The 24,944-nt window shown below is 64.2% G+C and carries 22 protein-coding genes and 1 tRNA gene; 15 read left to right on the forward strand and 8 right to left on the reverse strand.

The genetic code is table 11. The annotated features are described in order from the left end of the window. Positions 1-16: 16 nt before the first annotated feature. Positions 17-373: a winged helix-turn-helix transcriptional regulator gene (locus tag ACV7NQ_RS41640; RefSeq protein WP_463364520.1), complete on the reverse strand. Its 357-nt coding sequence runs from the start codon at positions 371-373 to the stop codon at positions 17-19. Between the two features lie 285 nt (positions 374-658). Here ACV7NQ_RS41640 and ACV7NQ_RS41645 point away from each other — a divergent pair. After that, positions 659-745, forward strand: a tRNA-Leu gene (locus ACV7NQ_RS41645). Here the strand turns inward: ACV7NQ_RS41645 and ACV7NQ_RS41650 are convergent. Beyond that, complete coding sequence (locus ACV7NQ_RS41650) at positions 724-2,463, reverse strand: recombinase family protein (RefSeq protein WP_463364521.1); 1,740 nt, start codon at positions 2,461-2,463, stop codon at positions 724-726. The genes ACV7NQ_RS41645 and ACV7NQ_RS41650 overlap by 22 nt on opposite strands. Before the next feature lie 1,079 nt (positions 2,464-3,542). Here ACV7NQ_RS41650 and ACV7NQ_RS41655 point away from each other — a divergent pair. Beyond that, entirely contained in the window at positions 3,543-3,743 is a 201-nt protein-coding gene (locus ACV7NQ_RS41655; protein ID WP_463364522.1) for a hypothetical protein, read from the forward strand. Between the two features lie 111 nt (positions 3,744-3,854). Here the strand turns inward: ACV7NQ_RS41655 and ACV7NQ_RS41660 are convergent, their stop codons facing one another. The 3 genes from ACV7NQ_RS41660 to ACV7NQ_RS41670 all read right to left on the reverse strand — a co-directional run bounded on the left by ACV7NQ_RS41660 (position 3,855) and on the right by ACV7NQ_RS41670 (position 6,707). Further along, the gene (locus tag ACV7NQ_RS41660; protein WP_463364523.1) at positions 3,855-4,118 is read right to left on the reverse strand and encodes a site-specific integrase; all 264 of its coding nucleotides are present in this window, start codon (positions 4,116-4,118) and stop codon (positions 3,855-3,857) included. Positions 4,119-5,036: 918 nt separating this feature from the next. After that, positions 5,037-5,576, reverse strand: coding sequence for a hypothetical protein (locus ACV7NQ_RS41665; RefSeq protein ID WP_463364524.1), 540 nt, complete (start codon positions 5,574-5,576; stop codon positions 5,037-5,039). A gap of 240 nt (positions 5,577-5,816) precedes the next feature. After that, on the reverse strand, positions 5,817-6,707 hold the full coding sequence (locus ACV7NQ_RS41670) for an alpha/beta hydrolase (protein ID WP_463364525.1): 891 nt from the start codon (positions 6,705-6,707) through the stop codon (positions 5,817-5,819). A gap of 1,467 nt (positions 6,708-8,174) precedes the next feature. On the opposite strand from ACV7NQ_RS41670, the gene ACV7NQ_RS41675 reads away from it, so the two are divergent. The 11 genes from ACV7NQ_RS41675 to istB all read left to right on the forward strand — a co-directional run bounded on the left by ACV7NQ_RS41675 (position 8,175) and on the right by istB (position 20,170). Next, positions 8,175-8,825: a hypothetical protein gene (locus tag ACV7NQ_RS41675; protein WP_463364526.1), complete on the forward strand. Its 651-nt coding sequence runs from the start codon at positions 8,175-8,177 to the stop codon at positions 8,823-8,825. 196 nt (positions 8,826-9,021) lie between these two features. Next, the gene (locus ACV7NQ_RS41680; protein WP_463364527.1) at positions 9,022-9,675 is read left to right on the forward strand and encodes a hypothetical protein; all 654 of its coding nucleotides are present in this window, start codon (positions 9,022-9,024) and stop codon (positions 9,673-9,675) included. Between the two features lie 219 nt (positions 9,676-9,894). Continuing rightward, positions 9,895-10,407 (forward strand): hypothetical protein, encoded by a 513-nt coding sequence (locus ACV7NQ_RS41685; RefSeq protein ID WP_463364528.1) that lies wholly within the window; start codon positions 9,895-9,897, stop codon positions 10,405-10,407. Then, entirely contained in the window at positions 10,404-10,973 is a 570-nt protein-coding gene (locus ACV7NQ_RS41690) for a hypothetical protein (RefSeq protein ID WP_463364529.1), read from the forward strand. The genes ACV7NQ_RS41685 and ACV7NQ_RS41690 overlap by 4 nt, the downstream gene beginning before the upstream one ends. Further along, a complete protein-coding gene (locus ACV7NQ_RS41695) occupies positions 10,970-12,889 on the forward strand; it encodes an AAA family ATPase (protein ID WP_463364530.1) in 1,920 nt (639 codons plus the stop codon). The genes ACV7NQ_RS41690 and ACV7NQ_RS41695 overlap by 4 nt, the downstream gene beginning before the upstream one ends. Positions 12,890-12,898: 9 nt before the next feature. Continuing rightward, positions 12,899-13,636, forward strand: a complete 738-nt coding sequence (locus ACV7NQ_RS41700) for a transposase (protein WP_463364531.1) — start codon at positions 12,899-12,901, stop codon at positions 13,634-13,636. Between the two features lie 65 nt (positions 13,637-13,701). After that, a complete protein-coding gene (locus ACV7NQ_RS41705; RefSeq protein ID WP_463358810.1) occupies positions 13,702-14,871 on the forward strand; it encodes a tyrosine-type recombinase/integrase in 1,170 nt (389 codons plus the stop codon). Next, entirely contained in the window at positions 14,868-17,195 is a 2,328-nt protein-coding gene (locus tag ACV7NQ_RS41710; RefSeq protein ID WP_463364532.1) for a tyrosine-type recombinase/integrase, read from the forward strand. Before ACV7NQ_RS41705 ends, ACV7NQ_RS41710 begins: the two co-directional genes overlap by 4 nt. A gap of 189 nt (positions 17,196-17,384) precedes the next feature. Further along, positions 17,385-18,614 carry an IS110 family RNA-guided transposase gene (locus tag ACV7NQ_RS41715; RefSeq protein ID WP_463365766.1) on the forward strand — a complete coding sequence of 410 codons (1,230 nt, stop codon included), beginning with the start codon at positions 17,385-17,387 and terminating at the stop codon, positions 18,612-18,614. A 279-nt stretch (positions 18,615-18,893) separates the two neighbouring features. Further along, complete coding sequence (locus ACV7NQ_RS41720; protein WP_463364533.1) at positions 18,894-19,358, forward strand: hypothetical protein; 465 nt, start codon at positions 18,894-18,896, stop codon at positions 19,356-19,358. Further along, the gene (gene istB, locus ACV7NQ_RS41725) at positions 19,355-20,170 is read left to right on the forward strand and encodes an IS21-like element helper ATPase IstB (protein ID WP_463364534.1); all 816 of its coding nucleotides are present in this window, start codon (positions 19,355-19,357) and stop codon (positions 20,168-20,170) included. The genes ACV7NQ_RS41720 and istB overlap by 4 nt, the downstream gene beginning before the upstream one ends. A 668-nt stretch (positions 20,171-20,838) precedes the next feature. On the opposite strand, the gene ACV7NQ_RS41730 is transcribed toward istB, so the two are convergent. Both ACV7NQ_RS41730 and ACV7NQ_RS41735 read right to left on the reverse strand, forming a co-directional pair. Further along, complete coding sequence (locus tag ACV7NQ_RS41730; protein ID WP_463364535.1) at positions 20,839-21,603, reverse strand: hypothetical protein; 765 nt, start codon at positions 21,601-21,603, stop codon at positions 20,839-20,841. A 142-nt stretch (positions 21,604-21,745) separates the two neighbouring features. Then, complete coding sequence (locus tag ACV7NQ_RS41735; RefSeq protein WP_463364536.1) at positions 21,746-22,306, reverse strand: hypothetical protein; 561 nt, start codon at positions 22,304-22,306, stop codon at positions 21,746-21,748. Positions 22,307-22,950: 644 nt separating this feature from the next. Here ACV7NQ_RS41735 and ACV7NQ_RS41740 point away from each other — a divergent pair. Then, entirely contained in the window at positions 22,951-23,538 is a 588-nt protein-coding gene (locus ACV7NQ_RS41740; RefSeq protein ID WP_463364537.1) for a helix-turn-helix domain-containing protein, read from the forward strand. Here ACV7NQ_RS41740 and ACV7NQ_RS41745 read toward each other — a convergent pair. Further along, the gene (locus ACV7NQ_RS41745) at positions 23,444-24,304 is read right to left on the reverse strand and encodes a reverse transcriptase domain-containing protein (protein ID WP_463364538.1); all 861 of its coding nucleotides are present in this window, start codon (positions 24,302-24,304) and stop codon (positions 23,444-23,446) included. The genes ACV7NQ_RS41740 and ACV7NQ_RS41745 overlap by 95 nt on opposite strands. A 65-nt stretch (positions 24,305-24,369) precedes the next feature. Here ACV7NQ_RS41745 and ACV7NQ_RS41750 point away from each other — a divergent pair, with 65 nt between their 5' ends. Further along, positions 24,370-24,711, forward strand: coding sequence for a hypothetical protein (locus ACV7NQ_RS41750; RefSeq protein ID WP_463364539.1), 342 nt, complete (start codon positions 24,370-24,372; stop codon positions 24,709-24,711). Positions 24,712-24,944 lie beyond the last annotated feature (233 nt).

Consider the following 24,944-nt stretch of genomic DNA (forward strand, 5'->3'; position numbering starts at 1 on the left):
GAGAGTGGTTCCGCTGTCAGGCCGTCAGGTGTACCCGATCGGCACCGATCCGATCGATCCGGTCGCGGCCCCACGCACCCAACGGTTCCAACGCCGCATTGAGCGCCGACACCAACTCCGTCAGCCGGTACTCGACCCGCGGCGGCACCTCGCGATAGATCTCGCGATCCACGATCCCGTCCTCTGCCAGCTCCCACAGCTGCTGGATCAGCATCTTCTCCGACACCCCCGGCAGCCCGCGGCGCAACTCACCGAACCGACGCACACCGTGGTTCTCCAGCTCCCAGAGAATCAGCGACTTCCACTTCCCGCCCACGACATCCATCGCCGCATCGATCCCGCAGAAATACGGCCCTGACCTCTTTCCACCCATCGCCCGACCTCGCTAGCTATTCACAAACCCACCGGTAAGTGCCAGCCCAAATAGTAGGTACTCGTCGGTCCATCGGGCAACGAGCAACCCGGGTCCCAGCACGCTGACCACCCCGACCGAACCGCCGAGGAACTCGCCTCAGCCCAACCGTGCTCCGCGCATTCGCGCCCCGACATCCCCACCGCACCCGAACCCACGCCCCGCCCGCACATCCCCAAGAATCGCCAGCTAGAGCCGCGATTTGGTCCACGCGCCCACATCCGATAACCTTGCTGAGCACCACCGGTCCGGGTGGCGGAATGGCAGACGCGCTAGCTTGAGGTGCTAGTGCCCTTAACGGGCGTGGGGGTTCAAGTCCCCCTCCGGACACCAGTGCTAAACCCAAGGTCGGCCCCGACGACAGCGAGCTGTTGTCGGGGCCGAAACTGTATGTGGAGTTGGAGGGCTTGATACAGGTTCGCCTTATCTGATCGCGCACCTGCGGCGAGGACCGCGGAGATATCGCCGAGTGATTCGATGAGTTTGCGGATCTCGGTTTCGGTCAGTTGAGGCGTGCTCGGGAGATTGTGTAGTTCTGCTTGGGCTGCGGCTTTGTCTGCTTGTGAGGCATTCATCGCAGAGACCAGTGCTTGCGGGTCTACCCCTGCTTCGATGGCAGCGAGGTGGCGTCCGAGCCGGGCCTCGGCATCGGCGATACGCCGCCGCAGCAGTGCACGCTGCGCATCCCGGTCGTCGTCGTTCTGGCCGGCGAGCAGGGTGGCGATAGTGCGCTCACGGTGGGGGCGGTCGAACAGGGTGGCCAGCCAGCGGTCGATCGAGGATGTGATGGTGTCCTCGCGCAGGTTGACCGTAGGCGGGTGCTCAGCCAGGGCCGGGCTGGCAGGGGCCAGGGTTTTGGCGCGGCAGCGATAGTAAACGATGCCGCTGACCACTTCGGCCTGCATCTTGCGGCCGCACGCGTCGCAGCGGACCAGGCCCCGCAGCAGGTACTCGCGAGGCGACGGCTTCCTTGTGCGTTCCAGGCGGCCGCGGGAGCGGTTGCCGGTGCCGGCCCGGCGTCTGCGGATCAATTGGGCTTCGGTGAAGGTTCCCACCGAGACGACGGCCGGGTGCGCTGGCTTCTTCGAGCGGACGATCCGCTGAGTAGGCGAGCGCCGGAATCGTGTGATGTTTCCGGCGGCGACATCGTCGGGATCGAGGAGTTCTTCGTGTTTGCTCCATCGGCCGAAGACGGCGTACCCGGTGTAGCGGGGATTCTGCAGGATCGCGGCAACGGTGCTTGCTTGCCAGCCATCCTGGGAGCGGTGCCGATTCTGTTCGGGCCGATGCGCCGACGGGCACGCAATTCCCTCCCGGTTGAGCGCAATCGCAATGGCCTTGTCACCGCTGCCAGCGAGGTAGTCACGAAAAATCCGTTGCACCACAGGCGCGGTGGCCACATCGATCGACAAGATCCGTAGCTTGAGCCCGTCGCCGGCCCGGTTGGGATTCGGATGCGGTGGACCGTCGACGACAACGTAACCGTAGGGTGGGCGCCCGCCCTGGTGGCGGCCCTCGTTGAGGACTTGAGCGTCCATGCTCGCGCGGGTGCGCTGCTGCACGTGCTGGCGTTCGGACTCACTGAGCCCACCGAGCATGCTCATCATCATCGAGTGGGTCACGTTGTGTGAGTCGAAGCGCCCGCCCAGTTCCGGCACCCACACCTCAACGCCGTGCGCCTGAAGGCGCGGCGCCACGAGACTGAACTGGTTACCGAACCAGCAGCGAGTTCCCTCGCCCACAACGATGGCGGTCCACCCTCTGCCGGGATTCTTCAGATCGGCCAGCAGGCGCGCTGCCTCCCCGCGGCGATGCCACGGCACCGACCGCGACTGCCCGATATCGAAATAGTCCTCGATGATCGACGCCTCGGCGACAAACTTCTCCGCGTTGCCCCGCTGCCATCGATAAGAGGTCTGCGGGTCTTGGTTGTCCTCGGTCGAGCAACGCCCGTAGAACGCGAACTTTCGGTCAGCACTGCTGTCGCCGACCTCGGGGACGAGTCCGAGCAGCTCGTCGAGTACGGCCCATTCGTGGGACTCGGTCGGCATCGTCCTGCCTCTCAGTGGTCTGTTCGCGGGCATGTCGGAGGAGAAGCTCGAGCAGCACCCTGGCCGCACTGTCATTCAACTCCGGCGGGCTATCGGGGCAGACGACTCTGATGATGCCAGGCCCATCGCTGCTATGGTTAACGCGCCGATTGCTGGGGTTAGCGCACACAATCAGCGCCCCCGCGCTCGAAGCACCTTGCGGGACACAAGATTGCTGGGCGCTCAGGATGCCCAGAGCCAGGTCGGAAGACTCGTAGCACATCTGCCGGCACAGTGGGCGAAACCGCCACAGTTGTGCCGGTTCCCGGACGGGCGACCAGCACTAAACGATCATCAGTGAACAGTCGGGCCGTGTTGCGAATGAATGCTCGAAGCCAAAGTCGTACACGGAATGTGTTCCACTGACAGCAATTCGCCGCCCCGTTGACCGTGACAGCTCTGACGCCGTGGGCGACCGAATGCGAGCCCGGTCTTTCACAGCGCAATCCGCTGAAGATACCTCTGGTGACGTCGGCGAGACTCGGGAGATCAATGGGTGTCCGCTGGTCCCCAGAAACTGGCGACACCCGCAACCCGAGACTGTGCCTATCGTCCTCGCGATTCGCATTGACGGAGTGGCAAGGACAGATCAGCGTCATGATGCGCGTGATCTGTGTGGCGGACGAGACGTGGGCATGTCAGGCTCCTGACCACCTGTCCGCTGATTCTCCCGCCTTTCAGGCTACCCGAACGACGGGCTGCGCCGTCGGCCACCGCAACACCGTGCCTCTCCCTCACACCCACCGGGATCGATGAAACAGCCCAAGCGCTTTCGGCCCTCAGCGGCGAACACACCCGCTCGGTCTCGCCCGGAGACCCACAGAGACTACGTCCGATGCCTGAGTAACAGCTGACTGTGATGAAGGAATTGGGGTTGCGGCAGCTGGGCGACTTGCCCAGTGGGCCACCAGGATTGACCAGTACACAGATCGAGGCACTCGAACACCCAAAACTGCCGAACCCCATCCACTCGTGTCCGCGCAACATCAGAGCACCCATTCCTCGTACGCACGCTGATCACATCGCGACAAAGGACTTTCATGACCGAGATCGCCCTCGCCCCCACAGCCGTCGGCGTTCGCACCGCCCGGCCCGAGACGACCACACCGAAGCCGCGTGCGCACGGCTTCTTCTGGACGGTGCTCACCTCGGCACCCGCGGTCAGCATCACCGGCAACGCTACCCAAGCCGGCAGCCGGGAACTGGCACTGACCAGGGCTCGGCCGCGATGTGAGCAGTGACTGCTATCCCCATCGCGGATTCCGCTTCAATCCATTCCATTGGATTCCAATTCATTCCGTTTCACGGGAATGGAATGCAATGGAATGGATTTCGGTCGGCGGCGTGTGCGGTCAGGCGGCCATGGCTAGCATGTTCGCACGCACCCGAGGCAGCCGGTGGGCGATGACCTGGGCGGCGGATTCGCTGGCGCGGCGGTCGTTGTGGCCGTAGACGCGGTCGGTGACGGTGACCGATTCATGCCCGGCGTCGCGGGAAACCACGAACATCGGCACGCCGTCCTGCAACTTCCACGAGATCCCGGTGTGCCGCAACGTGTACGGGGTCAGGTGCTTGATCTGCAGAGTCTTCAGCGCCGTTGCGTAGCGGGCGATCAACTCCTCGGGGTCGGCACCGCGCCAGAGCGCCTTGCGTGAACGGGCTCAGATGCCCGTGGGCCACGATGTCCTCGCCCTGGTCGATCGCGGCAGCAGCGCGGGCGAGCGCGTCCAGACGCCGCGGGGCGGGTTGCCACGCCTTCTCGTAGAAGTAGGAGGCGGTGATCGGCCCTTTGTCGGTCTGGGGCCATGTGCAGCTGGATCGGACGAATCTGCCTCAACCGTCGGCCACAAGGAAGGGACTCATCAATGCATCAGCACGCCAATACCTCTCGACAGCGGGTCGCTGAAGGTGTTGGATACCTCACAGAGCTTTCGTTGCAGGTACCAGCACCACAACCGCGCCGCTACAGCGCAACGGCTTGGGAGGGGGTTCCCCGCATGGACATCGACCTCACGTGTCCACACTGCCGCCAGCTCGACTCGGTTCAGAGTGTGCCCGCCTTGAATGCGGACGGTGTGTCGACCAGCTCCGGAACGAACGTCTATTCCGGCGTTGGTGTGGGTTCAACTGGCCTGATCCCGGTGTTCGGTACCGCCACGGTTGAGCGCACTCACACCACAACACTCGCACGGAGTCTGGCCCGCGAGCCCGCACGTACTCCAGCCGGGCGCCTGACCTTCTTTGGGCTTGTGCTGCTGTTGCCAGCGATGTGCTGGATCGTTCCGGCAATCATCTCGGTCGCCGAGCCGTATCCCGGGGTCTCACGGTGGGTCGCTGCTCTTTCCACCGTGGTCTTCTTCGTGGTGCTGACGACGCCTGGCGGCCTCCTGCTCAGCGTTGCTGTTCGTCGTATTCGTCGCAACGGGAGAGTCGTACGAGGACGTCGGCACGCTCACGCTGTATGGCAAGCCGGTTTCTACTGCCATCGGTGCGGTGTCGCGTTCTGGCCCTTCTCTCCAGCGCCGGGCATTCCTTCACGGCAAGCCTTCGCCCCGCAGCACTTCCGGTGGTTCGTGTGGAACGCCGGTGGTTACGCCAGCGCCTGAATCCAACATCGAATCGGGCGAAATGGTGGGTGTGGCGGTGGGCTTCGGTGATGCACTCGCCGACATTGTGGCACCGGTTGCGCGTGCGGCGGTGATCAGTTGCCGGGCTTGTTTGACGCTGATTTCGAGCAGTTCAGCGACGTCTTCGTCGGTCTGGCCTTGGTCGCGGATCACTGCGGCGGCAAGAGCTTGGTCGGCGCGGTGGCGGGCGATCTCTTCAGTGGCTCGTGATTCGACTGCACTGATCTGCTGGCGCAGCGCCTCGATTTCTTGATCACGCTTGGTTTCACACGCAATGATCGCCTGCCAATCGGTGAGGTACCGCTTCACCGCGTCGGTGATCGCTCGCTCCCGCTGACGCGCCAGTTCTCGGCGTTCACGAATACGCGCACGCGAGCGCTCCAGTCGCTCAAGGGCTTCCGGGGATCGAGCTGTCCGCGGTGACCGCGGCGGACGACGCAACGACATTGCCGACCTCCTACGTCGGGCCCGCCTGCTGATTCTCCCGCAATCGATCATACTCCCGCACTCGCTCGGCAAGTCTCGGTCGTATTTGAAGGATGATCTGTCGAATTCGATCCCTCCGGTCGCCCAAGGTGGCGACGAGTGCTCCAGCACTTGTGATCTGGTCGCCACAGTCTTGCCGCTCAGCTAACACGGCTTACGCCTGATCGAGGTTGCGAGCAAATACCGAGCCAGACCCAGGCGTTATCCGCTCAAGTTGGCGAGCAGGAAGTCCCGGGCCACGCCGGACGCTCGTTGAAACTGCTCCTCGTACACCGCGAAGTGCGGGCCGGGGATCAGGGCCAATTGTTTGGGTTCCAGTGCCTCGGCGTAGCTCTGCAGAGCGATATCGGCGGGTGTCAGGGTGTCCTGATCGGCGATCACCATCAGCAGCGGTGTCGGAGACACGCGGCGTAGGAACGCTTCCGGGGCGTAGGACTGGAACTTGTCGACGCTGGAGAGGGTGACCTCGTTGCGCCAGGTCGGGACTTGCGGGCCGTTGGCCATCAACCAGTTGTAGACCTCGATACCGGGCATGGCGACGAGTTCGGTCGGATCATCGGAGGCCGCCTTGATCGTCTGGTGCGGTTTGCCGGAGGCACGCGCTTGCCGATCGGCGGCGATGGCCGCATGCACGGTCGGCAACATGATCGACGGCACCAAGCTGCGGAAGTTGGCCCAGCCGTTGGTCAGTGGCACCTGCGATACGACCGCACGCACACGCCGGTCGGTCGCCGCGACCACCAGGACGTGGCCGCCCGCGAAGCTGGTTCCCCAGATGCCGATGCGTTCGGGGTCGATACCGTCCAGGGTCTGCGCGAAGGTGATCGCATCACGGTAGCCCTCGATCTGCGCAGCGGGGTCGACCTCGAAACGCGGTTCACCATCGGAGGTCCCGAATCCGGGGTGGTCGTAGACAAGGCAAGCTAAACCGGCCTGACTGAACACTTCGGCGAACGGGGCAACCCATTCCTTGACGCCGGCGAACCCGTGGGTCATCACCACCAGCGGGACGCGCCCCGACGCCTGCTCGGGCCGATACAGCCAGCCCCGCAAGATCACTGCGCCACTGGTGAATTCGACATCGACGCGCATCACGGTTCCTCCCATTGCACCGGTCTTGTAATCAAACTACGGCGCGGGTGATCTGCTGTCGAAGGCTTCTCAAATCCTTGCGTCTGACCAGCTTTGACCAGCTGCGTGGTCAGTGCTGTTGGCAGGTCCCCTAACTCGTGGGGTATCGGCCTCCACTCCGCCCACCTCCCCTATCCACTTTGGCGCCGGCCGGTGTGCGCAGCGCAGCTCCATTCCCAGTGGCCGCGGACCCGATCAGCGCCACGACTCAACACCACCGCCGTGGCGCACCGGCCAACATTCGACGGTCCCCGCTAGATGGGACCTTCACCAACTCACCGCTGCACGACACCTCCGTCGGAATCGCCCCGCACAGGTGTCGCGCATGCCGACGTCCGGACAGGAGCCACCGCGATGATCGATCACGCCGATGGATTGTTCCCTCTCCCTTTGGCGTTCGCGGATGATGCTGTGCTGGTGTGCTGGTCGTACGGAATGGGTGTGGAAAGCACGTGCGCAGTGGCCCGCACCCTCTTGGAACCTGAGTTCCGGCCACCGGAGTTACTGTCGGACCTGTCGAACCTGGTCATCATGATCGCCCAAACCGGCGATGAGTGGACCAGCACGTGTGAGCTGGTCGCCACCCATCTGCTCCCGATGCTGCGGCAGCGCTCGGTGCGTCTGGTCGTGGTGACCCGCGCCGGCCCGTCAACCGCCGACCGGATCGTCTTGTTGCAAGACACCCGCGAACCGGTTGCGCTGCACCTCGATCCCGACGAGCACGGCTTCTACGCGCTGAGCGCCGAACATCGCGGCAACGGTGTCCTACCCACCCTGGGTGGAAACCGAACCTGTTCGGTTGACTGCACCAACCACAGTCGGTCGAGGATGGCCCGGCGACAGGTTCGAAGGGGTGGTGTGTGTTGTGGACATGTGCAGGCGGTTGATGGAGGGGAGGGTCGGCCTGAAACGGGTGGGATCTGTTGTGGCCGTGGAGACTCGGTTTCCTCCGTATCTTGCTCTTGATGTGGATGGTGTCGAGATAGAGCCGATCACGCAGTTCCTACGTGACCTGGCGTTGAGTGACTCGCGGCCGTTGACGTCCCGCAGTTACGGCTACGATTTTGCTTCGTTGGTTCCGACTTCTGTGGATGCTGGAGATCGACTGGGACCGGGCTACCGGGACTGAGGTCGACGTGCTGGTGGGATGGCTCAAGACGGCCCCGAACCCGCAACGCCGCCGCTCCTCGGCATCGACGACGACCGCGGGTTCGATCAACCCCAAGACTGGAACCCGTATCTGGCGCGCGGGTATTCACGTCGGACGATCAATCATTCACTATTAGCGCGATCTACGGCTTCTACGCGTTCCATTCTCATTGTGGTCGTGGCCCAGTGGTCAATCCGGTGCCGTCGTCCCGGTCGCGCCGCCGAGCGTTGGGGCACCGTAGTCCGATCGAAGCTCCGGCAAAGTTCAGGCGGGCACGGTTGCGGCAACGTGTCAACGATGCTGCGCCACGGTCGATTCCGGACCTGCTGTGGGATGAGCTGTTCGCGGCGATGTCGTGCGATCGTGACCGCGCCCTGCTGCTCTGCTATGTCAGCAGCGGCGCCAGGGCGAACGAGTTGCTCGCGATCGGCGTCGGGGATGTCGATTGGGCTGGTAGCCGGATCTATGTGGTGTCGAAGGGGACGTGGTTGCGACAATCGGTGCCGGTGTCGGCGGAAGCGCTGCGGTATCTGGCGTTATATCTCGACGCCGACGGCGTCCCGGCCGACGGGCAGCCGTTGTGGCGTACCCGACGTGGGACGCCCCGGGCGGTGTCGTATTGGGCGATGCGGCGAGGGTTGCAGCGCGCCAACGACAATGGTCGCGGAACGTTTGTGTGGGTCCATTCCGACGATGACGGTCATCGTCTCTCCCGTGGTCGGCAACTGGTGTCCGTGCGGGAGGGCACTGCTAGTTCGAGCGTGGGGCAAACCCCTTTCGAGCCACTCCGGCACGGCACCCGGTGGGCGGCAAGCCAATTAGAGAGCCACACCAATACCGACGGCGGGCAGCCGCATGAGAGAGCACCCCACCGGGCACCTGAACCAGATCCTGGCCGGGATCTGATCCTCACACCAGTGTCTAACTAGCCGATGTCCGTCCTTTGGTAACGGCTGCAGAATGTCTGGCGAGCCAGTCACACTCAACAGGCAAAAGCGTTTGGAGCCTTCGCATCTGTCTTGGCTCGACATCCACTAGAGGCGGGCCGGTCGGCCGTATAGAGTCCGGTGGGTGCCGCCGGAGGACTCAACCCCAGGACCCGCTGGTCAGCCGGGCTCCGAGCTCATGGTGGCGGGGACAGCTCCGGAGGTCCTGCGCCAGTGGGTGGTAACCACCCGCGCCGATGACCTCGATGGTCTCGCTGCGGTCGCTCAGCTCGATGACGCAGGTGCCAACACAGCTGACTTGTACGAGTGGCAGGCGGCCATGGCCGCCGCAGACGGGCTCGCACTCTACCGTGATGCCCTCGACGAGCAGGATGTGCTAGACCCCACCTGCGACGACTACATCCTGTGCGAGTGGCATGAGGACTGGGTTGTAGGCAGCGCGGACCTCATGGAACTTGTCTCGGGCAAACACCGAAGCGCGGATGTCGGCGCGTACACCACGGTGAATATGTTGGCCGATGATGGAGGCCTCGCCCACTTGTTCAACCGGTGGTTCGCATTGGGGCAGAAGCCCGTGTGTCGCCTGGTGACCACAGGCGGTCTCACCGCAGGTCCCGCACGAAAGCTGAAGACTCTGACTTCTCGGCTGCGGACGCTCGAAGCCGAGAGGCGCGAACCGGCCCTTACGTCGGACGAGGCAAAGGTTGTCAGGCAGTTGGGCACGGCGATCATGGCTCACGACAAAGGCACGGCTAAGCGTTGGAAGCGCACTGAGACGTATCCCTGGAAAAGGATCAGGATCGCGAGGTCATGGTATTCCTCGCCTCGTTGACCATCGTCACAGTCGAGGTGACCCAGGGCGTGGTAGGTGACGCTGCGCCCACCAAGTACGTCAATCCCATCCTGGAGAAGATGGGTCGCGATGTAGTTGATCGCGTAGCGGTGTGGAACGCGGTGTTGGGCCTTTTTCGCGAACGGATGCGGGGAGACGACTTACGGCGATCTTCCTTTGGTCCTGCAGCGGGACCGCAGCGGAGGTCCGGAGCCGGACGTGCGTCGGCGAATTGCCCGCCGACTTGTCACGTTGGGAGACATCCAGATCGCCATCGAGACCGCCCTCGCCGTCCCAGGCGCCTATCAACCCGTGCTGTCTATCCCAGCCATCTCCCGGGTCGAGATCAAGATGACTCAGGGCGGGTGCTCCTCTAACGCGGTAAGCCGGGCCACTGCACTGCGGATGGAATACGAGGACTACTGGCGTGACCAGGAGAGCGGAGATCCTGGAGCGCGGGTGGCGCGCAAGAAGCTGGAGCGACTGCTGCGTCGGGTCAGCGACCACGCGATGGGAGATTCTGAGCTGTCCGGCCACGGACTGTGGAGTGCCGTGGACAACAAGCTGGTCGAACTACAAGAAGCGGGCAAGCTCCCGGCGGGCGTCGACAGCGAGATCGCCCTGGGCGGGCTCTGTGACCTGTCGAACCGGTGCCAGATCTGGTTCGGTCCGAGGTTCGACATCGACGCCGTCATCACAGACCGTCGTTCAAAGGGGGTGACGCAGCCGTGATCGACTTGGACAAGTCCGAGCTGGCGCTACTCCGTGAGGACCTCGCTTACCACCAAGCCCGGGTCTTGCTGCTGGTCGCGGCAGTTTCCGCCGCGGACGGGCACAGCAAAAAGCTCGACGGTTTGACCAAGCTAGCCAAACTTGACTTCCTGCTGCGTTACCCAGCGCTCGGGCCCGTGGTGCTCGACGAACTAGACCGGGCCGACCCGCGCCTGCACCTGCCGCCAGACCCCGAAGCCTCCCCGACCGACGTCGAAGCGCCGATGATCAGGTACAAGTACGGGCCTTGGGACGACCGCTACTACGCTGTCATCGGCGCGCTGATTGGCCGAGGCTTGCTGCGCTATGTCAAGGCCCGAAAAGGCAGCATGGCAGTCGCCCCGACCCCCGCAGGTCGAAAGGCAGCCGAGCGCTTGGCAGGCAGTGCCGAGTGGTCCGGCATTGCTGAGCGCAGCGTCGCCATTGCGGAGGCCTCGTCTGGGCTGACCGGCCACGACGTCAAAGAACGGATCTACGACCGATTGGCTGACTTGATGGACCGCCCACACCGGCAGGAGATCCGGTGACGACACGCTTCCGACTCGACCTGGTTCGCCTCGACACCACCGAGGGCGCCGTCGAGTACCGCTTCCGCTCGGACCTGACCGTGCTGGCTGGCCCCACCGGGGTGGGGAAGACCACCCTGCTCGAACTGATCAAGTTCGGATTCGGGCTCGATGCCACGCTGGCACCGGTTGCTGTGGAGCACATCGACTCGGTGACCCTCCACGTGCGAATCGGTGACGCGCAACTCCAGCTTGCGCGCAGCCTCGACCGCGCCAAACGGCGCGCGGTCCGGGTCACCGATTTGATCACCCAAGATCGCTTGCCCGACCACAACGTCGGCCTTGACGCCGAGTACTCCCTGAACTCGCTGCTGATGACGTCATTGGGCCTGCGTGACGACCTGCGTGCCAGCTCCGAGAAGGGCAAGAAAGCAGGCAACCGCGTCACGTTCGCCGACATCCTCATGTACGTCTACATCCCGCAGCGGCAGATCAACGTCGATATAGCCTACAGCCAAGACAACTTTCGGGATCTCAAGCGCCGCACAGTCTTCGAGCTGCTGTACGGACTCACCGATGCTGAGATCCTCGACCTGCGTGCCCAGGCCAACACACTGGCAAACGAGATCGCTGTGGCTGAGGCTCGGCACACAGCTGTTGTCGACTTCCTACATGAGAGCGGGACCGGGCAGCGAGAAGAAGCCGAAAGCCAACTCCACACCGCGGAGGCGAACGAAGCCGCAGCGGAACAGCAGCTTGCGCAGCTTCGAGACGAGCTGGACCCGGTGATCGACAGCAACACTCGCGCACTACGAGATTTGCTCTCCGACGCCGAGCGCAGTGCCGCAGACCTCGCCGCAGGAATCGCCGACATCAACCGCCGCCAGTCCCAGCTCACCGCGGAACGCCGACGGGTCGAGGCAGATATGGGCAGGCTTGGCCGCATGCGCGAGGCGAACCTCGTGCTCGCAAACATCGAATTCAGGGTATGCCCGCGGTGCATGCAGTCGCTGGAGGACCGAGAGATCCCTGCCAACGCCTGCAGGGTATGCCTCCAGCCAGACCCGGTCAACGACAGCACCTCTGACAACCAGTACGAGACGAGGCAGTTGCAGGACCAGATTCAGGAGATGAGCGAGCAGATCGTTGCACTGAGCAGCCAGAGAACAGTGGTCGAGCGAACTGCGGCTGAGAAGAACCGGCTGATTGACCTTCTCAACGCCCAGATCGAGCAGCGCACCGCCGAACGTATCAGCCCTCGCCTGCAAGCCTTCAGTGATGCGGCACAGGAATTGGCGAGCGCACGCAGCGAGCAACAGCGATGGGAAGCCGTTCTCCGCCAGTGGGACGTCGTGGCCGACCTCCGTCAACACGTGCGCACCCTCAGCTCCCAGCGCGCACAGTTGGAAGCCGACATCAAACAGGCGCAGCAGGCACTGGACAAGCGGCGCACCGAGATCATCAACGCACTCAGCGAGGAATTCGCCACCACCGTCCGAGCGATCGGAATCCCCGGCGTCAATTCCGCGACCATCGATCCCAAGAAGTACCTGCCAGTCATCAACGGCAACATATTCTCCAAGAGCAATCAGCTGGGCGGCGGTCTGACAACTGCCACCCAAATCGCCTATTGGTGCTCGCTGGTCGCGGTCGCCCTGCGCACGTCCGACAACTTCTACCCGCTGCTCCTCCTGATCGACAGCCCATGCATGGCACTCAACACGGCCACTGGCCTCAGCAAGGCGATGTACCGAAGGCTCACCACCCTGGTTGGCACTTTGCCGGGTCGACTCCAGGTGATCATCGCTGACAACGAACTGCCCAAGGAATACCGCGGCAGCTACGCCCAGATCAACTTCGACTACACCACCCCGACAGTTTCCACAATCAGGCACCCCGGTCCCAATGCAGTCCAGACCATCGAAGAAAGAACGTAGTGCCTCCCGTTGACGAAGATTCATGTTCTGCTGGGCCGCCGGGGTGTGGTGGTGTCGTATCGGACGTTGAACCGTTATGCGACAACGGAATTGGGGTTCGGGCAGCGAAGAACGACGGTGCGGGTGGCCGACTGCGACCCTGGTGCCGAGGTGCAGGTCGACTTCGGTCGGCTCGGCCTGCTGACCGATGTGGAGGGTCGGCGGCGGGTGGTGAAGGGACTGATCTTCACCGCGGTGTATTCGCGGCACATGTTCGTCTATCCGACCTACCGGGAAACGCTCAACGACGTGATCGCCGGGTTCGAGGCGGCATGGGTGTTCTTCGACGGTGTGTTCGCAGTCGCGATCCCGGACAACATGAAAGCGATCGTCGACCACGCGAACGCGACCGATCCGTGGTTGAACGACTCGTTCCGCGAATACGCCGAATCGCGTGGGTTCGTGGTCGATCCGGCCCGCGTCCGGAGCCCCCAAGATAAGCCTCGCGTCGAACGGTGTGTTCCTTACGCGCGATCGAATTTCTTTGCCGGAGAACAATTCCTGGACCTTGACGACTGCCGCCAGCGGGCCGAGCGGTGGTGCCGGGAGACCGCGGGGTTGAGAATACACGCCCACCACTCGACTACGCCCGGCCGAGGTGTTCGCCACCGAGGAGCACCCGAAGCTGAAACCGTTGCCCGACACCGCATTCGACATCCCGACCTGGTCTCATCCGAAAGTTGCGCCGGACCGGCACCTATTGACTGAACAGACCAGGGTGTTCGAGCAGTTCGGGGGACATGCGCTCGGGCGAGCACCTACGGTCGGTTGCCATGTTCGACGAAGCGGAGGCATCGCGGGATTTGGCCGGTTTGCAGGTGCCGGTTGTCGGGTGTCTGCTTGCGACGCAGTCGAAGTGGGATCCCTACCGGCTGCTCGATCCGATCGGTGATCCGGTCGACTCGGCGGCGGCGTTCTTCGGTGATCTGCTGGCTGCCGGGCGCAGCGCGGCGACGGTGCGATCGTATGGGATGGATCTGCTGCGCTGGTTCCGGTTCTTGTGGGTGGTCGAGATGTCGTGGAGTCGGGCGACCCGGATCGAGGCCCGTGATTTCTGCCGCTGGATGGCGGTGTCCGGCCGCGACGGCAAGCCGTATTCGGTGTCGGTACGTGCGCACAGCGAGACGGTGTTGCGCGGGTTCTACGACTTTCATCGGGATGTCGGCACGGGCCCGATGCTGAATCCGTTCCCGCTGGACCGGTCTCGGCGCGGCGGGCGCGCGCATGCGCACCACAATCCGATGGAGCCGTATGCAAACGAGAAGACAGGTTTGTATCGCCCGCGGGTCCCGCGGCGGCTGCCGCGGGCGATCCCGGACGAGCAGTTCAACGATATTTTCGCCGGGCTGCCGTCGAACCGGGACCGGGCGCTGGTGGCGTTCTACGTGTCCACCGGAGCCAGGGCATCGGAACTGTTGTCGGCCACACAGGGTGGTGTCGATCCGGGGCGGCAGCTGATTACGGTGGTGCGCAAGGGCACTCGTGAGACTCAGGAGTTGCCGGCGTCGTCGGATGCGTTCGTGTGGTTGCGGCTCTATCAGGTGGAGATGGGAACGCTGATCCCGCACGGGCGCAGCAAGCCGTTGTGGTGGACGCGAACCCGGCCGGTCCGCCCCTTGACCTATCACGCGGCGCATCGGATGTTCGAGCGAGTCAACGCCGCTGTCGGCTCGGAGGTGACATTGCACGCCTTGCGGCATACGGCCGCTTACCGGATGGCCGAGGACCCGGCGATGCCGTTGACGGACGTTCAGTACGTGCTGGGCCACGCACGGTTGACCACCACTCAGATCTATACGACACCGCGGCAGGAGGATGTGATCGCCCGCGTGCTGGCTCACCATGCCGAACGGACCCGCAGAGCCAGCCTGCCCGCCCCGCCGCCGGCACCCGGTTATCGCCCGGAAACGATGGCGGTGTTGTTCGGACGGATCGATCGATGACCACGACATCCTCCGAAAGAATCCACACCACACAGCGGGAAACGATTGCTGCGCAGCCAGATTGGCGTGAACGCTATCCCACACGGATCGTGGGCGGCAACTGGCCGAGAACCCGGTTGAGCCGGGCCAAGGTCGACTCGCTGGTGCTGTCGACAAGTCATCGGGCGATCGCGTCGAAACAGGTGCGCAACGCTCGCCGGTGGGGGTTGACGCACCTGCTCGATTGGCTCGAAGACCAGCCCGGTGACACCTGGCAGGATCGCTGGCTGGCCAGCGGCGCCGACGACGCGCGCGAGGACTGGGCACAGATCCCCGAGCAATGGTTACGCCGCAATGGCCGCTATTCCGACCACATGCTGAAGTTGATGACCAACTCGCTGCTGCTCGTCGTCGGCACCGACGTCGTTCGCCCGTCCCTGGAATGGCTGTTGACCGCGGGCAAGAAACGCAAGCTCGTCCGCAACATGGTCTACGCCCGTGACAGTGAAGGGTTCGCGCGGCTGCGGGGGCTCTGCGAGCAGAACCCGACGGTCCGCTCGGACGCCGGTCAGGATGTCGTGTTCCGGTCCGCGGTGATCGTCGCTGCGAAGGGCGGAGTGCTGGCCGATGTCACCGTCGGTGACGTCTTGGAGATCTTCGACGTCGAACGCGAGGTCCGCGGACGCTGCGATTCCGCGGCGGCCACGTTCCGGATGCTCAGTGAGGCAGGCGTTTTCGGCAGCGACGTGCCGTCGCTGCGGGAAATCCGCAGTTTCGGGCAACGCAGCATCGAGCAGCTCGTCGACCGCTATCCGATTGCATGCGGGCCGATGCGCGAGCTGCTGGTGGACTATCTGCGCGAGCGCCAGCCCGTGGTCGACTACTCGCGGCTACTCGGCCTGGTCAACCACCTGGTCCGCAGCTTCTGGGTCGATCTCGAGCACCATCACCCTGGCATCGACTCGCTGGCGTTGCCACGCGAGGTCGCCGGAGCCTGGAAGCGGCGGTTGCGCACCAAGACCAGCACGGTCCTGCGCGACGGTGAGCTCGTCGAGGTCGACAGTGAGCGCCTCGGCTACCTCGACACCCTCTCCACGGTTCGCGCGTTCTACCTCGACCTGGCCGAATGGGCTCTGGAAGACCCGGCTCGCTGGGGTCCGTGGGTCGCACCGTGTCCGATCAGCCAAGAAGACCTCTCCCGCGTCAAATTCGTCCGCCGCCGCAAGGCCCGCATGGACAGCCGCACCCGCGAGCGCCTGCCCGTGCTGCCGATCCTCGTCGAGACCACCAACCAATGGCGCCGCGAATCCGAAGAACTGCTCGCAGTCGGCAGACAGACCCCACCCGGGCAGTCGTTCACCGCCGCAGGCAAGGCCTTCACCAGGATTCATCGGCCCAGCGCGAAGCCGGACAACGTCTGGATTCGCAACCCCGACGGCGGCACGCTGACGCTGCTCAACCGCGACGCGAACCACGCATTCTGGGCTTGGGCGGCCATCGAAGTGTTGCGGCACACCGGAATCCGTGTCGAGGAACTGCTCGAGCTCAGCCACCACAGTCTCGTGCAGTATCGTCTGCCCAGCACCGGGGAACTGGTGCCGTTGCTGCAGATCGCGCCGTCGAAGACCGATACCGAACGCCTGCTGCTGGTCAACCCGGAACTCGCCGACGTCCTCAGCGCCATCCTCTGCCGCATCCGCCGCCCCGACGGCGCCGTCCCGATCATCAAAGCCCGCGACAGCCACGAACTGACGTGGAATCCACCGGCGCCGCTGCTGTTCCAGCACCGCATCGGAACCGAAATCCATTCGTTCACACACGGTCTCGTCTCCGACCTGCTCGACAAGGCCCTCGCTCGAACGGGACTGACCGACCCGGCCACCGGCGACCCGCTGAAGTTCACCGCCCACGATTTCCGGAGAGTCTTCATCACCGACGCCGTGCTCAACGGCCTCCCACCACACATCGCGCAGATCATCGCCGGGCACCGCGACATCAACGTCACCATGGGCTACAAGGCCGTCTACCCCGACGAAGCCATCACCGCCCACCTGGGCTTCCTGGCTCGCCGCCGCGCCTTGCGGCCGTCGGAGGAATACCGTCGCCCCACCGACGAGGAATGGCAGCAGTTCCTCGGCCACTTCGAACGCCGCAAGGTCTCCATCGGCACCTGCGGGCGCGCGTTCGGCTCGAGCTGCATCCATGAACACGCATGCGTGAGATGCTCGCTCCTCTGGCCGGACCCCGCCCAGCAGCACCGGCTGATCGAGATCCACGACAACCTAATGAGATGTAGCGGGTCGGTCGATCGGGCAGACTCGCTACTGGTAGCGGCTGGTAGGTGAGCACTGATTGGCCCCGGACTTCGAGTCCTGCTTTGAGATCGTGCCCCTGCCGGTCGGCCGGGAGAAATGGATCGCTGATGGGATGTCGTGCCTGCCGCATGACGGCGTGAGCACCGATTCATTAGGTCGCCGACGTTCTCCCGCACGCTGCCGGATTTGGTGTCCGACAACGATGAAGAGGGAACAGCTGTGCTGCTGGTCGGTGATGACTGGGCCGAGGACCACCACGATGTCGAGCTGATGGATGAGGCCGGGAAACGGCTGGCCAAGGCTCGATTACCGGAAGGGATCGCCGGGATCACCCGGCTGCACGCCATGATCGGTGAACACCTCGGCGACGACGCCGATGCCGCGCGGGTACGGATCGGGATCGAAACCGATCGTGGCCCGTGGGTCGCGGCGTTGATCGCGGCCGGCTACACGGTGTACGCGGTGAACCCGTTGCAGGCGGCCCGGTTCCGGGAACGCCGCAGCGTTTCGGGTGCGAAGAGCGATGCCGCCGACGCGCATACCCTTGCCGACATGGTCCGTACCGACGCGCACCAGTTGCGTCCGGTCGCCGGGGACAGTCCCGCCGCAGAAGCGGTGAAAGTTGTTGCGCGAGCACATAAAACGTTGATCTGGGAACGCACCCGCCACACGCAGCGGTTACGGTACGCGTTGCGGGAGTACTTCCCCGCCGCTTTGGAAGCGTTCGACGACCTCGACGCTCCCGACGCCCTGGAGCTGCTCGGCAAGGCACCCGACCCGGCCGCCGCGGCGCGGTTGTCGCTCAACCAGATCCGGGCCGCGCTGAAGCGGGCCGGCCGCCGCGGCGACCTCGACGCTAGAGCCGCCCGTATCCAGGCAATCCTGCGCAGCGAGCAGCTGGGCCGCAACCAGGTCATCGCGGCGGCCTACGCGGCAGGGACCCGCGCCGCGGTCGCGGTCCTGGCCACCCTCGACGAGCAGGTGAAAGTCCTGCAAGGGGAGGTCGAGGCCCATTTTGGCCGGCACCCGGCCGCTGAGATCATCTTGTCCCAGCCAGGACTGGGCAAGATCCTCGGCGCCCGGGTGCTCGCCGAGTTCGGGGACGACCCCACCCGCTACGCCAGCGCCAAGGCCCGCAAGAACTATGCCGCGACCAGCCCCATCACCCGCGCCTCGGGGAAAATGAAGGTCGTCGCGGCCCGGTTCGTGCACCAGGACCGGCTCGTCGACGCGCTGATGGCCCAAGCATTCAGTGCGCTCAACGTATCGCCGGGAGCCCGCGCCTACTACGACAAGCAACGCGCCCGCGGCCTAGCCCACCGTGCCGCCCTGCGTCAGGTCGCCAACCGGCTCGTGGGCATCCTCCACGGCTGCCTCAAATCCGGAACCCTCTACAACGAGACCACCGCCTGGACACACCACACCCAAGATCAACAAGCCGCAGCTTGACAAGCTAAGCCCTGGGATGTCTCAAAGCCCGGATCGCCGAAGCCGAACGAGAGGGCTGGCTCGGCGAAGTCGAAGGACTCCAGATCAGCCTCGCCGGCACCAAAGACAAACTCACTCAGATCGAAAGACGCTCCAGCACAACCACACACCTCGGCATCCCACGGCCTGTCGCCGAGTGACAGATCAGAACTGTCGGATCGAACAAAGTTTTGGTTCAGAGAACACGTTCAGATCGCCAAAGCGCTTTACAGTATCCCCGGTGATCTGGTCGGGCAGCGGTTGACCGCCCGCGTCGACACGGCCACGGTGAAGCTCTACTTCCGTAGTGAACTGATCAAAGTCCACCCCCGCGTTGGGCCCGGTCGTCGGCAGACCGATCCTGCCGACCTGCCGTCGGAGTTGACCGCGTATGCGATGCGGGATCTGAATACGTTGCAGCGCAAGGCCGAATCACACGGCCACCATGTCGGCGCCTACGCGGCGGCGGTGCTCGAGCATCCGCTGCCCTGGACGAAGATGCGGCAGGTCTACCGGCTGCTGGGCCTGGTCCGCCGCCACGGCTGCGACACCGTCGACGACGCGTGCCGCCGCGCCCTGGACGCCGAGGTCGTCGACGTCGGCGTCATCGACCGCATGCTCACCCGTGGCGGCGCCGGCCAGCAGCTGACTCTGCTCACGACACCGCCGGCCCCGTCCCCGTTCGTCCGTTCCACTACCGATTTCGCGGTCAGGAGGCTGTCATGAGCACCACTCGCCGTCCCGCCGCGTCCCCGGCGGTCAAACCGATCGAGATCTCGCCGGAACTGAAATCGTTGATGCGCCGCCTCAAACTCGGACAACTGCTCGACACCCTCCCGGAGCGGCTTGCGCTGGCGAGGTCGAATCGGTTGCCGCACCACGACTTCCTGGAGATGCTGTTCGCTGACGAGGTCACCCGCCGCGACCGGCAATCCGAGCAACGCCGCGCCAAGACCGCGCACCTGGACCCGCAGATGCAGCTGCAAGCATGGGACGAGTCCACCGCGGCCACCTTCGACTCCGAACTCTGGGCCGAACTCATCTCCTTGCGGTTCCTCGCCGACGCCTACAACATCCTGATTATGGGACCGGTCGGGGTTGGAAAAACCTTCCTGGCCAACGCATTAGGACACATCGCGGTCCGCCGGCACCACACCGTCCACACCGAACGCGCCGACAAACTATTCAAACGACTGCGGGGAGCACGCCTGGACGGCAGCTACGAAGACGAGATGCGCAAGCTGCACCGTGTCGACCTGCTGATCATCGATGACCTGGCATTACACAGGCTCGAGGCACCCGAGACCAACGACTTCTACGAGCTGATCGTCGAACGCCACCGCAAAGCCTCCACGATCATCACCAGCAACCGCGAACCGCCGGAGATCCTGACCATGATGGCCGACCCGCTGCTGGCGCAGTCAGCGATGGACCGGCTCCAATCAGCCGCCTACGAGCTCGTCGTCGAGGGCGAGTCCTACCGGCAACGCCAGAAGCCGCGCCGCGGCAAACCAGCCGATCCGACCCACACGGATTGACCAACAGCCCGGTCATCGGTCACCATCAGCACACGGCCGCGACCGGACCCGGTCCCATGCTCATGGCAAACCGGTGGTCCCATAAGGCGGCAGCCGACACAGTATCGGTGTGTTTCTGGAGGCGCTGATGCTCGGCCTCGTCTACCTCAACCGCGACGCAACCCCCTATCAGGCTGACACGGCGTCACCGTTCGCGATCGTGGCGGTGGTTGTTGCCATCGTGGCGGCGATACAGGCATGGGGTGCGGGGCTGTTCGCTTCCGGAGACGAGAACGGGCGGGTGCTGATCGCGATCGGATCGGCGCTGACGGGATTGGTCCAGCTCGGATTGATCGTGTGGAGCCATACGGACGTACCATCAGATCGGACCGTTGACTCTCGGGGGGCACGTCCTCTTCGCGTTCGCGGCCGTATTCGCACTCACCGCAATTCCATGCGCACTCGTCGGGCGATCCGGACCACAGAACACAGCGCTGCGCTGACGACTGTCGCCTTTCCGCTCCGGAGGCAGCCTCGGGCAGGTTTATGGAGTTTTCGGGGGGCGTCGCGGTTCGGCATTCTGGCGATTCAGTCCGGTTGTGTCTGGGAACGTCCGGCTGTGTGTGGGGTACTTGTGACATCGTGGTGGCATCGAGACAGCCGCGCGGGTCCGTGGGGCCTGCGGGGGATCAACCGGCTCGATTCGAGCGGGTGCGCGCGTAGTCCGGGAAGCGTTCGCGCAGTACCGAATCGAAAGCCACGACGCGGTCGCGGGAATCCGAACGCTTGTACTTCTCCCACGACAGATACCGATCCATCAAATCCACCGCGTCATCGACCCGACCATCGAGCAGACACAACACCACGACCCCCCGGAATCGCGACGGCGCCGGCCATCCCCGGTCCGCGGGGCGTTCCCGCAACGCCAGATCAACCAATTTCGCCAGACTGTCACGTTCGGCGAAGAAATCCACGACTCCCCCGCGCACACCGTCCATGAACCGTTCGACACCGTCACCGACACCGAGAGCGACTACGTGGAATTCTCGATCCGACTTGGGCGGATTCTCCATATCGCCGAAACCGGTCATATCCATGTAGTTCCGATGGGCATACGTATTGCCGGGGCGGTAGCTGCTGTCCAGTGCCGTAATCGGCACCTCCCGCAAGACCCCTTCCACGGCCTGCGACAGCAACCACGCATAACCTATGATCCGCACCCCGCCGGTCTGGCTGTCAGCCGCGACCGTCGCACTCGCCGCGGCGGTAGTTCTGCCCGCGAGCCCCCTCTCCGCGTGAGTGAACCACACCGTCCACCAAGACGGCATCCGAACGCCGGGCTCGGCCGACGGCTGGTTGTCCAGGGGCTCGCTCACCGAGTACCCCTCCATCGTCATCCCCGCAGTGATCTCGGAGAGGACATGCTCGGTCAATTTCGCCCTGCTGACACCCATTGTCTAACGCCTTCCGCTCAGCAGTCGAAGTCTCCTGCTGCACATGATCACAAGCCTAGGCGCGCCGACGCCGCGAGGACGTCGCGACCGACCCTCGACCAGCGAGCACACCGACGCCCCACCCGTGCGAGACGAGAACTCGTCAGACGAGGTGCGCGACGAGTCCATGCACGACCATTTCCTCGAACGCCGACCTGCTGACATCCGCCCACACCGGTCTGGTGATATTCACAGTCATCGATTGATCGGCGGTTCGTTTTCCGAAAAATCCGCTCGACAAGCCGCGAACCGGCCGCGCTATGTCCGCGATGGATGTGTGCGGCGGAGTAGGGAACGGCGGCACCGGAGCCGCGATTTCGCCTACGTCCGGTTTCACCTGACCGGTGGCACGGAGTATCGTATCCATCGCCGCTTGCCGCGCCCGCGCGATCATGGCCTTGACTATCTGCCCGTTCGCCTCGTCGCGCCGGGCCAATTCTTCCGCGAGAGCGTTCCAGGCCAACAGTTTCGACCTGGTCAACTCCGGCGGACCTCCCGGATTGTCCCGAGGTTGGCGCGTGAATGGGCTGTAGTTGGTCTCGTATTCCATGGCCGCTTTGCGCAGCACCTCGTCGGTGGGAACATAACCGTGCGGACCGTTCCAGCGCACCGTCTCCACACGAGCGACGGTGACGTTGTGCGGGTCGTCGAAGCCAGCTTTCATCAGCTGTCAGCCAGCACCTCATCCTTCACACTGAAAATCAAGTAATTTGTCGCCTCCCTGGTAGTGGGTCTAACCAGGTAGCTGCGGGTCGGTAATAGCCCGCTCCCCATGCCTTGGACTCGATCATCACTAGATTGCCGTCGGGATCTCGGGCGAGGAAATCCGGTTTGAATCCGTTCTTGCACCAGTCCGGGTGCGAAGACGGTGATCTCGTCACCGGATGCGATGATGTCATACCCGTCGAGTTGCACTTTCGAGCGTGTGAGTGCGTCCCCGATCTTCCCTCTCATCGCCGAGAACGCGCGGCCGACGAACCAAGAGTCATCCCACTTGTTCGAGCCATCCGGTTTGATCGGCTCCATCCCGGCGGGCGAGCGCGGAGAAGTCGCCGTCTCCAGCTGACACTCCGGCTGGATCTTTGGATCCGGCATACTTGGCTAGTGTTGCGGATGGTGTGGCGTTGGCCACGATGGATTCGGGTGCTATTGGCTCTAGTGGTCATGCTGGAGGCTTATTCATAAGCCTGTCCCGCAATCGGCTGTGGCGTAGCAACTCTCGTGGCATGTGTGGCCGGTGAGATGGTGAGATGGTGATCGTAATGCTTGATACGTCGGCGTGTCGCAGCCGTATTGGCAACGGCCCTCATGTATCTCAGTTCGTGGAGTTACGAAGTCTACGAGCGAGAACGAGGGCCGTTGCGGTACAAGGCTATTACGGGGCTGACCGATGGGCAACTGACGGAACTGACCGCCCGGGTACACGAGACCGTCGGCGGGTTCGAGTCGGCCGGTCGCCCTTACGCGTTGAGCTTGTTCAGGTCTGTCGCTTTGGTGGTGTCGTTGATGCGCAGAAACCTCGTCCAGGATGTCGCGGGCGCGTTCTTCGGGATCAGTCAGTCCACGGTGAGCCGCCGCTGGGATCTGCTGCGACCGGTGATCGCTGACGTACTCGAAGAGTTCGTTCCCAACCCCCGCGACGTCATCGGAGTCGGGTCCGTGCTGGTGGACGGCACAATCTGCCCGGCCTGGGACTGGTCGGCGGTTCCGGACCTGTTCTCCGGAAAGACCCAGTATCCGGGGTATCGCGGTAGGGACCGCCGTTGCCGGCGGCCCCCCGCACAGATCCCAGCGTGCGGAATTACCGCACTGGGCTCCTGCCTTGGGTTCTGGCGTCGAACCGCGTGTCGGGGAATGGATGCCTCGGTCGAGCGGGTGGTAGCCATCGTTTTGTGAGGCGGTCCATCCGGACCCAGTTGAGTCGGGTTCGCTGGCTTCGGCGCCGCAGCGCCTTGAACCAAAGCCGCCCGACCTGGGTGCGGAAGGCCGCCACCGCGTCGGTGTTACCGGGCACGGCGTAGTAGGCGAGGTGGCCTGCCACCACGCTGCGCAGCCACTGCCCTTGTTCGGGGATGGGTTGATGTCGGCGTCGCTTGAGTTCCTCATTGACCTCGGACAGCTTGGCCCGCATCCGTTTCGAGATGGTCTTGCGCTTGCACCAGAACCGTCCCTTCTTCGTCAGCCCGCACAGGTGCGTGAAGCCGAGGAAGTCGAACGTCTCCGGTTTCCCGTCGCCCCGCGCCCTCCGGCGCCGGGCGGCGTGCCGCCCGAACTCGATGAGCCGGGTCTTGTCCGGATGCAGCTCCAACCCGAACTTCGCGAACCGCTCACGAAGATCGGTAAGGAACCGCCGCGCGTCCTGCTGATACTCGAAGCCCATGGCGAAATCGTCGGCGAAACGCACGGCGATCACGTCGCCGCGCGCGAAATGCCTTCTCCACCACTGGACCCACAGGTCGAAGACATAATGCAGGTACACGTTCGCGAGCAACGGCGATGCCGATGCCCCCTGTGGTGCACCCTCTGTCTTCGACCACTCCCCTTCCTCGATGACTCCCGCGCTCAACCACTTTCGGATGAGACGCAGGATCCGCTGATCCGCGATCCGGTGCTCGAGAAAATTCGCCAGCCAGTGATGATCCAAATTGGTGAAGAAGCACACGACTTACTACCCACCTCGAGGACCTGACCGCCGGTTTGCGGGTGTGGGCCAGGAGCGCGCTGTGTTTGGAGGCGGCTGTCGGGCTGCTGATCGGGCATAAGTCCTGGTTGCGGCGGGAGGATTTCAGTCGGGTCGCGCTGCGGTGGTGTCGTCATCCGTTCTGCGGTCAGCCCATGGTGTCGCTGGATTTCGTTGCGGCGGTGCGGGCTGTGGAATCCGGACAGTTGCCGTGCTCGTCGAGCGAGAGGCAGCTGCTGCTGATCGCCGTGAGCATCGCCGAAGGTGTGCCGGTGGATCTGCGCGAGGCGCTGTCGGGCCTGGACGAGTCCAACACCGCCCTGATCGTTTCGGCCGTCGTTCACGCTGCCGGGCACGACGGCACCGGTGCTTTCCGGGCGATGCGATGAGCGCGGCGACGGTCACGATCACGCGGCGCCACCACCCGTTGGAGGGTCGGCTGCTGGTCGTGTTGGGTCGGGTCCACCGCCACGGCCGGCTCGAACTGCTGCTGGTGCTGCCCGACGGCAGCAAGACCCTCGTTCCCGCGGCATGGACAGATCACGTCGATCACGCTGCGACAGAACAGCTTCCCGGTTCGATATCGGCGACGTTGGGGACGGTGGCGGATTTGCTGGCCGCG

The sequence above is a fragment of the Nocardia sp. Tas62D01 genome (assembly GCF_055232035.1).

Bases quoted from the DNA above. Each gene is read 5' to 3' on its own strand.
- ACV7NQ_RS41710 (WP_463364532.1), top strand. From the start codon at position 14,868: ATGACCACGACATCCTCCGAAAGAATCCACACCACACAGCGGGAAACG.
- ACV7NQ_RS41665 (WP_463364524.1), bottom strand. From the start codon at position 5,576: ATGTCGTTGCGTCGTCCGCCGCGGTCACCGCGGACAGCTCGATCCCCG.
- ACV7NQ_RS41650 (WP_463364521.1), bottom strand. From the start codon at position 2,463: ATGCCGACCGAGTCCCACGAATGGGCCGTACTCGACGAGCTGCTCGGA.
- ACV7NQ_RS41740 (WP_463364537.1), top strand. From the start codon at position 22,951: ATGTATCTCAGTTCGTGGAGTTACGAAGTCTACGAGCGAGAACGAGGG.
- istB (WP_463364534.1), top strand. From the start codon at position 19,355: ATGAGCACCACTCGCCGTCCCGCCGCGTCCCCGGCGGTCAAACCGATC.
- ACV7NQ_RS41680 (WP_463364527.1), top strand. From the start codon at position 9,022: ATGGTGGCGGGGACAGCTCCGGAGGTCCTGCGCCAGTGGGTGGTAACC.
- ACV7NQ_RS41670 (WP_463364525.1), bottom strand. From the start codon at position 6,707: ATGCGCGTCGATGTCGAATTCACCAGTGGCGCAGTGATCTTGCGGGGC.
- ACV7NQ_RS41640 (WP_463364520.1), bottom strand. From the start codon at position 373: ATGGGTGGAAAGAGGTCAGGGCCGTATTTCTGCGGGATCGATGCGGCG.
- ACV7NQ_RS41730 (WP_463364535.1), bottom strand. From the start codon at position 21,603: ATGGGTGTCAGCAGGGCGAAATTGACCGAGCATGTCCTCTCCGAGATC.
- ACV7NQ_RS41735 (WP_463364536.1), bottom strand. From the start codon at position 22,306: ATGAAAGCTGGCTTCGACGACCCGCACAACGTCACCGTCGCTCGTGTG.
- ACV7NQ_RS41655 (WP_463364522.1), top strand. From the start codon at position 3,543: ATGACCGAGATCGCCCTCGCCCCCACAGCCGTCGGCGTTCGCACCGCC.
- ACV7NQ_RS41705 (WP_463358810.1), top strand. From the start codon at position 13,702: ATGTTCGACGAAGCGGAGGCATCGCGGGATTTGGCCGGTTTGCAGGTG.